Source organism: Roseateles saccharophilus, from assembly GCF_031458095.1.
Lineage (GTDB): Bacteria > Pseudomonadota > Gammaproteobacteria > Burkholderiales > Burkholderiaceae_C > Pelomonas > Pelomonas saccharophila_A.
This window is the reverse complement of record NZ_JAVDXU010000001.1, coordinates 1,471,068-1,485,630: the sequence shown is the minus strand read 5'-3', so window position 1 is coordinate 1,485,630 and position 14,563 is coordinate 1,471,068. Positions and strand designations below refer to the sequence as shown.

Here is a 14,563-nt window from a genome sequence, read left to right as displayed (position 1 = left end):
AGGGACGTTAGCTCAGTCGGTAGAGCAGCGGACTTTTAATCCGTTGGTCGCAGGTTCGAATCCTGCACGTCCCACCAGAATTTCTGGCGGTGATTCGAAAGAATCCACGCTATAATAATTGGCTCAGCAAGGCACTCGCCGAGTTGAATCAGGGCTCTTAGCTCAGTTGGTAGAGCAGCGGACTCTTAATCCGTTGGTCGAAGGTTCGAATCCTTCAGGGCCCACCAAATTTCGAGCGAAACAAGGACTTGCCGCGAGGCAGGTCCTTTTTTCTTGCCTGCGCGGTTTGCCGTCAGAGGCCCAGCAGCGCCTTGGCCCGGGCCAGATGCTCGAGACGATCATCCAGGCCGTTGTAGCCGCCATTGATGCGCTTGGTGACGGCCTTGGCATCATCGGCTTCGGCCAGCGGGCCGATGTTGCGGTCCTTCCAGAACCAGCAGGCCACGTCCACGCAGGCGAAGGGGTCCAGCGCCACCTTGGTGGGGTCGCTGACGTAGTCGACGCCGGTGAACTTGCTGTACTGCTGGTAGTTGTTGCGGCCGGTGAGCTGGATGAGGCCGCGACCCTTGAAGCGCACGCCATCGCCGGGCTGGCTGTTGCCCAGGTCGGTGCGGCCCTCATAGGCGCTGCCGCTGGCCAGCTCTTCCGAATAGAGCAGCGAGCCCGATTCATGGGCGAGCTGGGCGATGAAATGGGCGATCTGGCGCGGCGTGTCGATGCCATAGCGGGTCATGCCCTTCACCAGGGGCTCGAAGTAGAGATCGATGCGCTTTGGCATGGCCCGCGGCATGACGATGCCGAGCTTTTCCTTCGTCGCTCCGGGCGGCAGGCCGGCCAGTAGCCGCGCCATCGTGGCGTCACCGGGGGTCACCAGGCCGTCGGATTCCGACAGCCCCATGGCCTGGGTCTCGAAGGCGCGGATCGCATCGATGGTGTTGGGGCCGATCTGCCCGTCCACCCCCAACTGCTTCATCGCCGCTCCGCTCCAGGCCTCGCTGTTCATATTGAGCAGCACCTGGACGATGCGGACATCGGCGACGTCGTTGCGGGCACCCAGCCCGACGCTCTTGGCAATGCACATGGCAAGCCTCCTCGAGGAAGAACAGCCGCCACCTTAGGCGCTTGTCGCGCAGCGTGAATCCCCAATCGGCAGGAGGACGCCCCTCAGGCCGGCACGCCGCGGTCTTGCTGCAGCATGCGGTCCCACCACGGCGTGTCGCCGATCTCGGCGCGCAGATGGTCGATGAAGAGCCTCGCCTTGGTCGCGTGACTGCGGCCTGGCAGGCGCACGGCGTGGATGCCAGGCATGCCGGGCGAGGACGGCGCGCCGGCTTCGTCGGGGAAGAGGGCGACGAGTTCACCCGAGCGCAGCTGGTCGCAGACCACCCAGGTCGCGATGTGCAGCACACCCAGGCCCTGCAGCGCGGCCTGCAGCATGCCGTCCTTGTCATCGGTCCTGAAGCTGCCGCGCACCGGCAGCGGCTGGTTGCGATTCACGCCGGCATAGCGCCAGACGAAGCCCGGCGCCGGCGGCGAGGCCACGGTGATGCAGTCGTGCTGCAGCAGGTCCTCGGGGCTGTGCGGCCGGCCCTTGCGCGCCAGATAGGCCGGGCTGGCGCAGGTGACCAGGCGCACCTGGGCCAGCGTCGTGGCGCGCAGGTCGCTGTCGGGCAGCAGGCCGATGCGGATGGCCACGTCCATGCGCTGTTCGGACAGGTCGACGATCTGGTCGATGAGGTGCAGGTCAACCTCGATGTCCGGATAGCGGCGCAGGAAGCTGGCCAGGGCGCCGACAACATGGCGGCGCCCGAAGACCGTGGGCGCCGTCACCGTCAGCAGGCCGCGCGGCTCGGCGTCGCCGGCGTTGAGCGCTTCCTTGGCGCCGGCCAGTTCGCCCAGGATGAGGCGGGCGCGCGGCAGGAACTGCTCGCCGGCGTCGGTAAGAGCCAGGCGACGCGGGCTGCGGTGGAAGAGCTTGGAGCCGAGTTCGGCTTCCAGCGCGTCGATCTTGCGGGTCACCGACGACACGGCAACGTCCTGGCGGCGCGCCACCTCGGAAAAGCTGCCGGCAGCGGCAACGGCCAGGAAGGTCTCGAAGGATTCGATCATGGAGCTTTGCGTGATTCGCAAGTGCAGTTTGCGTTTTGCGTGATTGTTCCGAGAAACGCAAAGCAAAACAATGCGCCTCGTTCGCCAAACCACTCAAAGAAAGCCGACCATGAACTCCACCGCCCCGTTCCCGACTCCTTCCCGTCGCCGCCCCGTCACCCTCGGCCGCCTGGCGGTCGCGGCGGCCCTGGCCTTGTCCGGCCTGGCTGCCGCCACGCTGCCGGCGCCTGCCCAGGCCGCGGCGCCCCAGTTCAAGACTCAGGCCCCCGGCTGGTATCGCCTGATGGTGGGCAGCTTCGAGGTCACGTCGCTGAGCGACGGCACCGTCGGCCTGGCCGTCGACCAGATCCTGCACGCCCCGGCCGGCCGTGTCGCCCAGGGGCTCAAGCAGAACTTCCAGCAGACCCCGCTGGAGACCTCGGTCAATGCCTGGCTGATCAACACCGGCAGCCGCCTCGTCCTGGTCGACGCCGGCGCCGGCACGCTGTTCGGCCCGACCCTGGGCAAGCTCGTCACGCAGATCCGTGCCGCCGGCTACCAGCCCGAGCAGGTCGACGACATCCTCATCACCCATATGCACCCCGACCACGTCGGCGGCCTCGCGGCCGACGGCCAGCGCGTCTTTGCCAACGCCACCGTGCATGCCGACAAGGCCGATGCCGACTACTGGCTGTCCCCGGCCAAGGCCGACGCCGCGCCCAAGGAGGTCAAGGGCTTCTTCCAGGGCGCCATGGCATCGCTGACGCCCTATGTGCAGGCCGGCCGCTTCGCCCCCTTCGAGCGGGATGGCGAGATCGTGCCCGGCATCCGCGCCCTGCAGGCCCATGGCCATACGGCCGGTCATGCGGTCTATGCGGTCGAGAGCCAGGGCCAGCGCCTGGTGCTGATCGGCGACCTCATCCACGTCGCCTCGGTGCAATTGGCCTCGCCCGAGGTCACCATCGCCTTCGACGCGGACGAGCCGCAGGCCGCCAAGACCCGCGCCCGCGTCTTTGCTGAGCTGGCCAAGGAGGGCAGCCTGGTCGCGATCACCCACTTCAGCTTCCCCGGCGTGGGCCGCCTGCGCCAGGCCGGCAAGGGCTGGCAATGGCTGCCGCTGGACTACAGCAGCCAGCTGCGCTGAAAGCCTGACCCCCTAGGGCGTCGGCAGCGGCCGGATGCTGACGCCCAGGCTGCCCGGCGGGTGGGCCTCGTTGAAGAGCTGCCAGAGCCGCCCGCTGCGCGCCGCCTGGCTCAGGGCCAGGCGCAGCGTGCGCCGGTCGGCCTCGCCGAGGCTGCGGCGCGACAGATAGAGGCCGCTGGCATGCCAGCCCAGCTCCTCCAGCGGTTCGATGCGCAGCCGCTTCAGCAGCGGCGTCAGTTCTGGTTCGATGACCAGGGTCCCAACCAGGATGGAGGCCGTCATGACGGTGGCCCGTGCCAGGCCCTGGCGCAGTGCGCGGGCGACACCGCTGGCGTCGGCCTCCTCGATGAGGCGCTGGCGCTGGCGCAGCGTCGCGATGGCACTGTCATAGGCCGCCCCGAAGGAGAAGCCGCGCACGACGACGAGCTTGTAGTCCGGCTGGGCCAGCAGTTCGGCCAGGGAGCGGGGGACGGGCGCGTCGCTGTCCAGCGTCAGCAGGCTGGCGCGCACCTGGATCAGGGGCACGAATTCGCCCACCGCATCACGGGCCGGCGTGGTCGAGGCCGGGATCAGCAGGTCCGCCTGGCCGGCGTCGAACAGGGTTTGCAGCCGCGCCCGCGGCACCTTGTGCATTTCAAACTGGCAGCGGGTGCTGGTGGCCACCTCGCGCAGCATCGTCGGGTAGATGCCCTGGGCCTGGCCGTCCTCGAAGCTGACGCTCAGGCCTATCGAGGCCATGGGCACATTGAGGGGGCGGGTGCAATCGGCCTGGGCCGCTGCCGCCGCCAGCCAGCCCCAAAGCAGCAAGCCCGATCGCACCCTTGCGTTCATGCCCCTCGATCCCGAGTCTGTTTTGGCCCATTGTGCGCGACTCGGCGTTCCAGCGCATCAAACAGCAGTTGCACGGCGATGGCCAGGGCCGCGGCGGGCAGGGCGCCGGCCAGCATCAGCGTGCTGTCGTTGACGGCCAGGCCGGCGACGATGCGCTCACCCAGCCCGCCCGCACCGACGAAGGCCGCCACGGTGGCCGTGCCGACATTGGTGACGGCGGCTGTCTTCACGCCGGCCATCAGCGTCGGCAGAGCCAGCGGCAGCTCGACGGCGCGCAGCGTCTGGCCGCGTGTCAGCCCCAGGGCCATGGCGGACTCGGTCAACCCCCGGGACACGGCCTGCAGCCCCGCGTGGGTGTTGCGCACGATGGGCAGCAGCGCGTAGACGAACAGGGCCAGCAGGGCCGGCGCGAAGCCGATGCGGCCGACCACGGCGATCAGGAAGGCCAGCAGGGCCAGCGAGGGCAGGGTCTGCAGCAGGCCGGCCGTCGCCATCACCGGCCCAGCCAGGCGCGGCAGGCGGTGGGCGGCGACGCCCAGAGGCACGGCCACGACGACGGCCAGGGCGAGAGAAGCCAGCACCAGGGCCAGATGCTGGGCCAGCAGTTTCGGCAGATCCGGCGCCAGCAGCCGGGCCAGCAGGCCCTGGCGGGTCGAGCCGTCGTGCGCGGATTGCAGAAAACTTTTCGCAACATCGGCAAAGGCGCGCCCGTCCAGCTCGGCGGCGGCATTCAGGCGGGTCATCTCGGCCTCGGGCAGACGGCCGCTCAGGCCCAGCAGCGGCCCGGGGTCGATCGTGGCGCGCATCAGCAGCACGGCGTCATAGCGCGGGAAGAAGCCGCGGTCGTCGTGCAGCACGCGCACGGGCTGGCGGGCCAGCTGGGCGTCGGTCGTGTAGACGTCGATGAGGTCGACCTGGCCCTTCGCCAGCGCCTGATAGGCCAGGCCATGGTCCAGCCCCGAGCCGGGCTGCAGCTTCAGGCCGTAGGCGCGCTGCAGGGCCGGCCAGCCGTCGGCGCGGGCCAGGAATTCATGCGACAGCCCGGGCTTGAGCAGCGGGGCCTTGGCAGCCAGGTCCGAGATCGTCGCGATGCCCAGCCGCGCTGCATCCGCTTCGCGCAGGGCCAGCGCATAGCTGTTGTTGAAGCCCAGCGGCACGGCCGCCTTCAGCCCCAGCGGCTGCAGCCAGGCGTTGATGCTGTCCAGAGGCGCCTGGGCGTCGGCGGCGGACTCGCGCTTGAGCAGCTCGCGCACGATGGTGCCGGTGTACTCGGGGTAGAGGTCGATCTGGCCCTGCTGCAGGGCCGCCGCCAGGATGGCGGTGTTGCCCAGGCCCTGGCGGTGCTCGGCGGCGATGCCCTGGCCGGCCAGGGTCTGGGTGACGATCTCGCCGAGCAGATAGCTTTCCGTGAAGCGCTTGGAGCCCACTTGCAGGGCGGGAGCGGCGTTTGCCACGCCGGCAAACCACGCCGTTAGCAGGGTCAAACACCAAAAGGCTTGCCGGCTTGTTCTCATGGGCGCATGGTGCCTCATGACCTGCATCCCAATGTCAGACATGCCCTACACGCAGCCGCCTTGGTGTCCGAATGCAACGGCGGGCCGTCCTGTCTAGACTTGAAGTCATTGTTTTCAGAGGAGGTCACCATGTCCCGCGCCACCGATCATCTGCTGCGTCAGCACCTGGACAGCCTGGGCGTCCATCTGCGCCAGTGCCGGACCCTGTCCGACCGCCGATTGCGCATGCTGTGCTCGCTGGAGGCGCTGGACTCGGCCATCGGCGACCGCCTGTTCACCACCGTCGTGCTGGGCAGCGTCCTCATCGCGGCGGTGCTGAGCGTCACTGTGTAAACCTGCCGGCCTTCCAGACAGCGGCCCCTTGGGGCCGCTTTTCATTGCGCTTTCAGAACGTCGTCGCCGGCTCGGGCCGGCGGGCCGGCGTCTCGGTGATGGGCACCCACAGCAGCACGTCGCCCGCCTGGTCGCCCAAGGCCAGCGTGGCACCCGGCGCCAGCGTCCGATAGCCGGGCGGCGGGGCGATGCCGGCGCCCAGCGGCGCGCGCTGCAGCAGCACTTCGATGCGGCGACCCTGCTGCTGCAGCCGCACCCGGGCCTGGGGCCAGTGCGGTGGCAGGCAGGGTTGGACGCGCAGCATGCCGTCGGCCAGCTTCACGCCGCACAGCGACTCGGTGGCCGCGCGCAGCAGCCAGCCGGCGGCGCCGGTATACCAGCTCCAGCCTCCCCGCCCGGCGTGAGGCGCCGCGGTCTCGATGTCGCCGGCCACGGCAAAGGGCTCCAGTCCGTAGGCCGCACCATGGGCGCCGCGGTGGGCCGGGCTGATGGCGGTGAAGGCTGCCCAGGCGCGCTCCGCCTGGCCCAGCTTGGCGCTGGCCATCAGCGCCCAGGTGGCCGCGTGGTTGTACTGGCCGCCGTTCTCGCGCACGCCGCCCGGGTAGGCCTGGATGTAGCCGGCCTCGGGCTGGTGGTCCTTCAGCGGCGGCCACAGCAGGCGCAGCAGATGGGCATCGCGGTCATGCAGTTCGCGCCAGGCGCTGTCCAGGGCCAGGCGGGCGCGGTCAGCCTCGGCGGCGCCGGTCAGCACGGCCCAGGCTTGCACGATGAGGTCGATGCGGCATTCCGTGTCGCTGTGGGTGCCCAGCACGCTGCCGTCGTCGAACCAGCCGCGGCGGTACCAGCGGCCGTCCCAGGCTTCGGTGTCCAGGGCCTTGGCCAGCTTGTCGCGGGCCTGGCGCCAGCGCGCGGCGCGGGCCTGCTCGCCGCGGGCGATGGCCAGGGGATGCAGCGCATCGATGACGGCGCAAAGGAAAAAGCCCATCCACACCGATTCGCCGCGTCCTTCGGCGCCGACGCGGTTCATGCCGTCGTTCCAGTCGCCGGTGCCGAACAGCGGCAGGCCGTGCGCGCCAACGGGCAGGCTGACGTCGATGGAGCGCGCCGCATGCTCGTAGATGCTGGCGCTCTCGTCGCTGATGGCGGGCACCTCGTAGACGTCTTCGGCGCCTTCGGGCACAGGGCGGCCCTGCAGGAAGGGCACCATCTCGTCGGCCAGCGAGGTGTCGGCGGTGCGCTCGACATACAGGGCCAGGGCCAGGGCCAGCCAGAGCCGGTCGTCGGCGAAATGCGTGCGCACGCCGGCACCCGCCGGCTCATGCCACCAATGCTGCACATCGCCGGGCGGGAACTGGTGGGCCGCGTGGAGGCGGATCTGCGCGGCCAGGCGCTCGGGGGCGTGCTGGACCAGGGACATGGCGTCCTGCAACTGGTCGCGGAAGCCGAAGGCGCCGCCGGCCTGATAGAAGCCGGCACGCGCCCAGATGCGGCAGCCCAGCACCTGGGCCGGCAGCCAGTGGTTGACCAGGGCGTCGAAGGCCGGGTCGGGCGTCTCCACCTGCACCGGCTGGCTGAGCTTGCGCCAGACCGCGCGCTGTGCCGCCAAGCGGCGCAGCGGGTCAGCCGCCCAGGCCTGGGCGGCCTGTTCACGCGCGGCCGCGAGGCTGGGCGCATGGCCGAGCAGCACCGTGCCATGCCAGGCATGGCCGGCTTCCAGGCGGATGGGCACGGCCAGCAGGGCCGCGGGGTCGGTGGCGGGACCGGCCTGGCCATCCAGCGCATGCGGCATGACGAGGCGGCCTTCGTCGTCGAACAACAGGCGGCGGTCGCCGCTGGCCTCGATGGCGGCCGTCCAGGGGCGGGGACGGTTCAGGTCGGGCGTGAAGCCGGCGTCGGCCGGCCAGGGCCACAGCGCCTCGTCGGTCGTGAGATTGCCGACCTCGTCGGCCATGGCATCGCCCTCGCGGGTCGGGCGCAGGGTCATCCAGGCGGTGTGGCCGCCAAAGCCATTGAGGCCATCGGCCTGGGTGGCCAGGGCCAGCAGCGGTCCATCGCCCTGCGGGGCCTCAAGCCGGGTCACGACGCTGCGCCGCGCGCTGCTGTCCATGCCCAGCTGCCATTGCGCGGCCGCCAGCAGGCGCATGAGGCGTGGCGGCTTGCCCGGCGCGGCGTGCAGCTCCACCTGGCATTGCTTGACGGCGTGCGCGGCGTCCACGGTCCAGCGCAGGCGCACCACCATGCCGGGCAGCTGGAAGGCCATGGCCGTGGCGCCCGGCAGATGGGCGACGCTCTGGCGTGGGCTGCAGCGGCCCAGCAGCCAGACCTTGCCGCTGCTCAGACAATGCAGCATCAGCCACTCGCCGGGCGAGTCCAGCAGGGCGTCGTTGGACCACGGGGTGATCTGGTGCAGGCGGCTGTTGCCGGCCCAGGCCATGCCGGCGCCGCGTTCGGACACCTGGCAGCCGAAGTTCTCGTTGGCGATGACGTTGATCCACGGCCGTGCCGGCTGGCTGCGTTCGCCCAGCTCGAAGTGGCAGGCGCCGCTGGTGTCGTCGAAATGGCTGGCCGGGGCTTGGGCGTTGGGCGCCGCGGCCAGGCTGGACACCAGCGTCGCGCCAGCCCCGCGCCTGGCCTTGGCGGCCTGCTCGTGGTTGATGGGCAGGCGCTCGAGCTGCTGGGCCAGCGGCCGGCCGTCGGCGAACCAGCGCACGCGAGCCAGCAGGTTGAGCGCGAAGCGCGTGTCCGGCCCGACGGTCTCGTCCGACAGCACATGCACGCGGCAGCGGCCATGGACCTGCTGTTCGGCCAGCGAGCGCAGCGCGCGCGACACCGGCGCCAAATAGGACGGCGGCTCGGCATCCAGCACGACGACGTCCACCGGCAGCGGGCTGCCCTGGGCCTGCAGCAGGGCGCAGAGCTCGCGCACCATGACGACGCCGGTGGCATCGGCCACGCGGATCAGGATGATGGGATCGTCGCCCGAGATGCCATGGCGCCACAGCGCGTCGCGCTCATAGCCGGTCTCGGGCAGAGGCAGGCTCTCGCGCGCGACCTGCGAGGTCAGCAGGGTCTGCAGCGTCAGGCCGGCGCGCCAGGCCCCCGGCGCCAGCGCCGCGCCCTGGGTGCGCACGCCGGCCATGGTGTGGGCCAGGGTCAGGGCGCGTTCACACAGGGCCGGCTGGCGCAGCTTGTCCAGCAGATGGTTGAGAGTCTGGGGCTCGCGGGCGGCGGCCGTCGCCAGCGTCAGCGTCACGCGCGCGCCGGGTGGCAGCGTCAGCACCAGGTGCAGCAGGGAAATGGGATCGTTGCCGGTGTCCAGCATGCCGGCCTCGGTGTTGAGGCCGGCCACGTCGGTGCCGAGCAGGGTCTGCACGCCGGCGTGCGCAATGACGCCGCCGGGCTGGCCGGGCGTGCCGCCGCGAGCCAGCCAGTGGGCACGGTCGGCGCCGGCGCGCACCTGGTCCAGACGCGCGCCGCCGTCCAACTCCACACCTACCAGGGCGTGCACGGCATGCAGGGGCTGCTCCTTGTGGCCGCGCGGCAGGCGCTGCCAGTAGAGGGCCTGCTGGCCGGGCTCCCAGCGCGCCTGCAGGAAGAGCTTGCCGAAGGCCGGGTGGGCCAGGTCAGCCTTGGCGGGCGCGAGCACGGGCTCGAAGCTCGAGACCAGGGCCAGGCGCCGCGGCCGGTGGGCGAGGTTGCGCAACGTGATGCGGCGCAGCTCGACATCGTCCTCCACCGCCACCCAGGCCTCGGTATGGGCATGCAGTTCCTCGCCCTCTGCGGTGAACTGGGCGCTGGCCGGGTGCAGCCGGCAGCCATAGCGCCATTGCGGGCCGGGCGTGGGCCGCAGCGTGAGGGAACGCCAGGGGCTGGTCTCGGGCGCGCCGTTCCAGTGCAGGTCGAGGTCGCGCAGATGCAGGTGGTGGCCGAGCAGATCCTGGGCGAGGTCGTCGCGCCAGCGGCTCACCAGCACCTGGCTGCCCGGTTCGCCCCAGACCAGGGTGCCGCCACCATGCTCGCGGACCATGGCGCTGAGCTTGCCGTGGCCCAGCCAGGCGGTGGCGGGCAGGGCGCGGCCATGCAGTTCGGGCACGACCAGGGAGATGCGGGCCTTGCGCGGCGCGCTGCGCCTGGGTTGGGGTGGCGGCTCGCGCAGCGGCGCGACCTTGTGCGGCGCGCGCTCGTGCAGCAGCCAGCGCACCGCGCACAGGCGTGGTTCGGCGTCGGCCCAGCGCTGCGGCGCGCCGCCGCACAGCACTTCGGTCAGCGCGACCAGGGACATGCCATGGTGATGGGCCATGGTCGTACCGATGCGCTCGAAGCGCCGCCCGGCCGGGCGCGTTTCGGCCGTGGCCTCGGGCTGGCGGCCGAGGGTGTAATCCAGGGCCTCCATGAAGCCGCCATCGTGCCGCGCCCCCAGGGCCTGCAGGGCACGCAGATTGGCGACGGCCGCGCGCGGCATCACCATGGTCGCCATCAGGCTGGCATAAGGCGCGATGACCATTTCTTCGGGCGGTGTGTCGCGCAGGGCCAGGCTGGCCACACCTTGCGGGCCGTACTGGTAAGCCAGGCTGTGATCGCGCTTGGCATAGGCGCTCTCGGACACGCCCCAGGGCAGGCCGGCCGCGCGGCCGGCGCGGATCTGCTCCATGACGGCTGCCCGCGACGCCTCGGCCAGGGCGCTGCCGGTGGGCTCGTCCAGCACCAGCGAAGGCATCAGCATCTCGAACATCGAGCCCGACCAGCTCTTCAGCCCGGTGACGCGGCCGCGCGAGAAGAAGGGCCGGCCCAGGGCGCCCCAATGCGTGGCCGGCAGGTCGCCCTTGGCAATGGCGACGAGGCTGGCCAGGCGGGCTTCGGAGGCCAGCAGGTCGTAGTGGTTCTGGTCCAGCCTCTCGGTGCCGGGTTCGGATCCGACGGCCGCGACGGCGCCGATGTGCAGCAGGCGGCGCTGCGGGTCGTAGAGCCAGCTGAAGTCGTGGGCCAGCGCGAGGGCGCGGGCGCGCGCGGCCACGGCGTTCAGCGCTTCAGCCACGGCGGGCGGCGGCGGCATGCCTTCGCCACCCTGCGCATAGCCCTCGCAGGCCGCGGCGACGACGAGCAGGTGGGCGCAGAGATTGCCGCTGTCCACCGCCGAGACATAGGGCGGCTCCAGCACGGCCAGGCGCTGGGTGTCGATCCAGTTGTAGAAGTGGCCGCGGTGGCGGGGCAGCTTGTCCAGGGTGTCCAGGGTGCGGCCGATGCGCTCGGCCAGGCCCACGTCATGCAGCCAGCCGAACTCGCGCGCGCAGCAGGCCGACAGCAGGTACAGGCCGATATTGGTGGGCGAGGTGCGGTGGGCGACGGCGATGTCGGGGTCGAACTGCACGTTGTCGGGCGGCAGGTCGTTGTCGTCCTGGGTGACCCAGCGCTCGAACCAGCGCCAGGTGTCGCGCGCCACGCTGAGCAGGTACTGGCGATCGTCGTCGTTGATGGCCTCGCGGCGCGGGCGGGGGCGCGGCCGGCTGGCCAGGCCTATCCACAGCGGCGACAGGGCCCAGGCCACGAGCAGGGGCAGGGCGAGGTCCCAGTCGACCGGGCGACCGATGAGGGCCGGCGTCATCAGCAGCAGGGCCAGCACGCCGCTGGCGAAGGTCAGGCGCCGGTGCTGGCGCCACATCGACTTCCAGTCGGTGCGGGCCGCGGCCTCGGCGGCGTCGGCCGTCGTCCACTCCAGCAGGTGCTGGTGGCTGACGCGCTGGCGCCAGAGCGCGCGCACGATGGCGTCCGCGCTGAGCCAGCTCGCCGCAGGCAGCATGGCCAGATGCCAGGCGGTGCCGCCGATGGCGCGGCCCAGCTCGATGGCGGCCTGGCGATAAAAACGCGGCAGCGAGATGCGCTCGCCCGACGGCGCGCAGGCGGCCAGGGCCCCCATCAGCGGCCCGGCCCCGAAGGCGGCGGCCACCAGGCCCAGGGCCCAGGCCGGTGCCAGGCCCAGGCCCATCCACGACGTCACCAGCAGCAGCAAGGAGGCCGGCGCGACCAGGGAGCGGCGCAGGTTGTCCAGCATCTTCCAGATGTGGATGCCGTGCAGGCCCCAGCGGCGCGGGTGGCCGAGGAAGGGCAGCAACTGCCAGTCGCCGCGCGTCCAGCGGTGGATGCGTGAGGCGGCCACGTCGGCATGCATGGGCGCGGGCTCGACCAGGACGACATCGCTGATGCCGGCGCAGCGCATCAGCGAGCCTTCCAGCAGATCGTGGCTCAAGACCTGGCCCTCGGGCAGGCGATGGGCCAGTACCCGGGCCGCCGCCTGCACGTCGATGACGCCCTTGCCGGCAGCGCTGCCTTCGTCAAACAGGTCCTGGTAGACCTCGGAGCTGGCGGCGCTGTAGGGGTCCAGCCCCGGCTGGCCGGCGAACAGGCTGTGGAACCAGGTGCCGTGCACCGTGGAGCTGCCGGCAGCCGTGGCCAGCGGCGTGGCCACGCGCGGCTGCAGCATGCCGTGGCCGCGCACGACGGTGACGGCGCCGCTGGCCGAGGTGCCCAGGCGCGGGCGGTTCAGTGGATGGGCGGCGATGGCGACCAGCTCGCGCAGGGCGCCGGGGGGCAGGGCGGTGTCGGCGTCCAGCGTGACGATGTGGCGGATGCCAGGCGCCGGCACGGACAGCTCGCCGAGGTCGACGAAGCGATCGGGCAGGGTGTCCGCGGCCTGGCCGGCCAGCAGGGCCGCCAGCGTCTCGGTCTTGCCGCGCTTGCGCTCCCAGCCTATCCAGCGTTGCTCGGTCTCGCTCCAGCGCCGCTCGCGGTGCAGCAGCAGGAAGCGCGGGCGGCCGTCGCAGGCCACGCCATGCCGCTGGTTGAGGGCCTCGATGCCGGCGCGGGCCTGGGCGAGCAGGGCGGCATCCTGGGGCAGGTGCTCGGCCTTGGCATCGGTCCAGTCGCTGAGCAGGGCGAACTGCGCCTCGGCCTCCAGGTTGGCCAGGTGGTGGCGCTCGAGTTGGGCCAGCAGCGTCGCGATGCCCTTGGGCCGGGTCAACATGCAGGGGATGACGACGAGGCTGCGCGCCGCCGCTGGAATGCCCTGCGGCCAGGTCAGGCGCGGCAGCAGTGCCGGCGGCGCGCATTCGCTGATGAGGCGGTTGGCCAGGGCGACGACGGCCTCGCTGGCCGGCAACAGTGACAGCAGCACGGCGGCCACCACCATGGGCCAGCCCACACCAGGCGGCAGGCCCAGCATCAGCAGCGTCAGCTCGCACAGGCCGAGCAAGGCCGCCAGGCTGGCCAGGTAGAGGACAACCCGGTGGCGGCGCAGGGCCGCGGCAAAGCGCTCGCCGGCCGTGGGCTTGAGGCGCAGCTCGCTCAGCAGCCGCCCGCGGCCCGCGCCCGACAGCCAGTACAGCGGTGCGCGCTCCTCGGCGTCGTCGGCCCAGTCGGGGTCGTTGCACAGCAGGCGCAGCACCTGGGCCACGTCGGCCTCGGGCACCTTGTGGCGCTCGGTCAGGGCCTCGATGGCATGCATGGCCATGTCGCGCGTGGCCTCGTGCTCCTGGCGGTAGACGTCGATGCGGCCCAGGGCGCGCAGCGTCGGGTGCACGGCCTCGAACAGGCCGGCCCAGTTGGCCGCGCCGAGGTTGCGCAGGCTGCCGATGGCATTGCGGATGCTCTGGTGGTCGGCCGCACTTTCGGCCTGCTCGGTGGCCTGGGCGGCGGCGGGGTCGGGCAGCACCTCGGCCAGCCAGGCGCTCACGGCGGCCCAGGGGGAATCGTCGGCATCGCGCTGCTCGGGCTGGCCCAGGGCGCGGTCGGTCATGCGCTCATGCAGGCGCAGGGCCAGGGCGACGATGGCGGGATCGCGCGGCCAGGCCGACTGCCACTGCTGCAGCTGGCTGCGCGCGGCGGCGGCATCCAGATGCGGCAGGGCCTCGAACAGGCCCTGGGCAGCACGGCGCGCCAGATGACGCCAGGCGGCGCGCTCGGCCAGGCGGCGCAGGTTCTCCACCAGCACGACGCGCAGCGTCGAGGGCAGGGCCCAGAGCTCGCGCAGCGTCAACGCCTGGACGTCATGGTGACCGGTCAGGAAGTGATGCAGCAGCGTCAGGTCCAGCGAGCTGTCGGCGTGGGCGACCCAGGCCCAGGCGACGCCGTAGACGCGTGGCAGGCCTTGCAGGGGCTCATCGGCCAGGCGCGGCAGGCGCTGGAAATAGCTGCGCGGCAGGTCGTGCAGCACCTCGTCGAGCTGCTGCTGCACGATGCGGGCGTTGTCCAGCAGCCAGGCGTGGGCGGGGTCGATGTCCGCCTGCAGGCCTTCTTCCGACAGCACGCCCAGCGCGGCCGCCCAGACCTGCAGATTGCTGCGCAGCCGCGGTGAGAAGGGGCGCGGTTGATGGCGCGGGTCGTCAACGCGCTGGGCGGCGGCGAGACTGCGGCCATGCTCGGCAAAACGCTCGGCACCGAACTGCACGGCGCGCACCGGCGCCGCCGCGGCCTCGGTGCCGCTGGCCAGGCGGATGAAGGCTTGCGCAGCGCCGGCGGGCGTCAGGTCATGCGGGGGATGTTGCGGGGGTGCGGACATGCTTCGACTTTGGGTGTCGAGGCCTTGTCGGCACAGCGGCTTGCGTCGCGTGTCTCTGTCGGCGCAGTCCTACGCGTCCCCCATGAAAAACGCTGGTTCTGC

7 protein-coding genes and 2 tRNA genes are annotated in these 14,563 nt (G+C 71.6%); 4 read left to right on the top strand and 5 right to left on the bottom strand.

From position 1 onward, the window contains the following. Position 1 precedes the first annotated feature (1 nt). Positions 2–77: transfer RNA gene (locus tag J2X20_RS06845), tRNA-Lys, on the top strand. A 74-nt stretch (positions 78–151) separates the two neighbouring features. After that, positions 152–227: transfer RNA gene (locus J2X20_RS06840), tRNA-Lys, on the top strand. Between the two features lie 65 nt (positions 228–292). Here the strand turns inward: J2X20_RS06840 and J2X20_RS06835 are convergent. Both J2X20_RS06835 and J2X20_RS06830 read right to left on the bottom strand, forming a co-directional pair. Further along, complete coding sequence (locus J2X20_RS06835; protein WP_310262672.1) at positions 293–1,081, bottom strand: glycoside hydrolase family 19 protein; 789 nt, start codon at positions 1,079–1,081, stop codon at positions 293–295. A gap of 83 nt (positions 1,082–1,164) precedes the next feature. Next, positions 1,165–2,109 carry a LysR family transcriptional regulator gene (locus J2X20_RS06830; RefSeq protein WP_310262669.1) on the bottom strand — a complete coding sequence of 315 codons (945 nt, stop codon included), beginning with the start codon at positions 2,107–2,109 and terminating at the stop codon, positions 1,165–1,167. 109 nt (positions 2,110–2,218) lie between these two features. On the opposite strand from J2X20_RS06830, the gene J2X20_RS06825 reads away from it, so the two are divergent. Further along, entirely contained in the window at positions 2,219–3,232 is a 1,014-nt protein-coding gene (locus J2X20_RS06825) for an MBL fold metallo-hydrolase (protein ID WP_310262667.1), read from the top strand. A 12-nt stretch (positions 3,233–3,244) separates the two neighbouring features. Here J2X20_RS06825 and J2X20_RS06820 read toward each other — a convergent pair whose 3' ends face one another. After that, positions 3,245–4,063, bottom strand: a complete 819-nt coding sequence (locus J2X20_RS06820; protein ID WP_310262664.1) for a substrate-binding periplasmic protein — start codon at positions 4,061–4,063, stop codon at positions 3,245–3,247. Continuing rightward, on the bottom strand, positions 4,060–5,517 hold the full coding sequence (locus J2X20_RS06815) for a glycine betaine ABC transporter substrate-binding protein (protein ID WP_409034138.1): 1,458 nt from the start codon (positions 5,515–5,517) through the stop codon (positions 4,060–4,062). Before J2X20_RS06815 ends, J2X20_RS06820 begins: the two co-directional genes overlap by 4 nt. Before the next feature lie 189 nt (positions 5,518–5,706). Here J2X20_RS06815 and J2X20_RS06810 point away from each other — a divergent pair, with 189 nt between their 5' ends. Continuing rightward, positions 5,707–5,910, top strand: coding sequence for a hypothetical protein (locus tag J2X20_RS06810; protein WP_310262659.1), 204 nt, complete (start codon positions 5,707–5,709; stop codon positions 5,908–5,910). A 52-nt stretch (positions 5,911–5,962) separates the two neighbouring features. Here the strand turns inward: J2X20_RS06810 and J2X20_RS06805 are convergent, their stop codons facing one another. After that, on the bottom strand, positions 5,963–14,461 hold the full coding sequence (locus J2X20_RS06805; protein ID WP_310262656.1) for a GH36-type glycosyl hydrolase domain-containing protein: 8,499 nt from the start codon (positions 14,459–14,461) through the stop codon (positions 5,963–5,965). Between the last annotated feature and the right edge of the window lie 102 nt (positions 14,462–14,563).

Coding starts and splice junctions, on each gene's coding strand:
- J2X20_RS06820 (WP_310262664.1), bottom strand. CDS start 4,063: ATGAACGCAAGGGTGCGATCGGGCTTGCTGCTTTGGGGCTGGCTGGCG.
- J2X20_RS06825 (WP_310262667.1), top strand. CDS start 2,219: ATGAACTCCACCGCCCCGTTCCCGACTCCTTCCCGTCGCCGCCCCGTC.
- J2X20_RS06805 (WP_310262656.1), bottom strand. CDS start 14,461: ATGTCCGCACCCCCGCAACATCCCCCGCATGACCTGACGCCCGCCGGC.
- J2X20_RS06830 (WP_310262669.1), bottom strand. CDS start 2,109: ATGATCGAATCCTTCGAGACCTTCCTGGCCGTTGCCGCTGCCGGCAGC.
- J2X20_RS06810 (WP_310262659.1), top strand. CDS start 5,707: ATGTCCCGCGCCACCGATCATCTGCTGCGTCAGCACCTGGACAGCCTG.
- J2X20_RS06835 (WP_310262672.1), bottom strand. CDS start 1,081: ATGTGCATTGCCAAGAGCGTCGGGCTGGGTGCCCGCAACGACGTCGCC.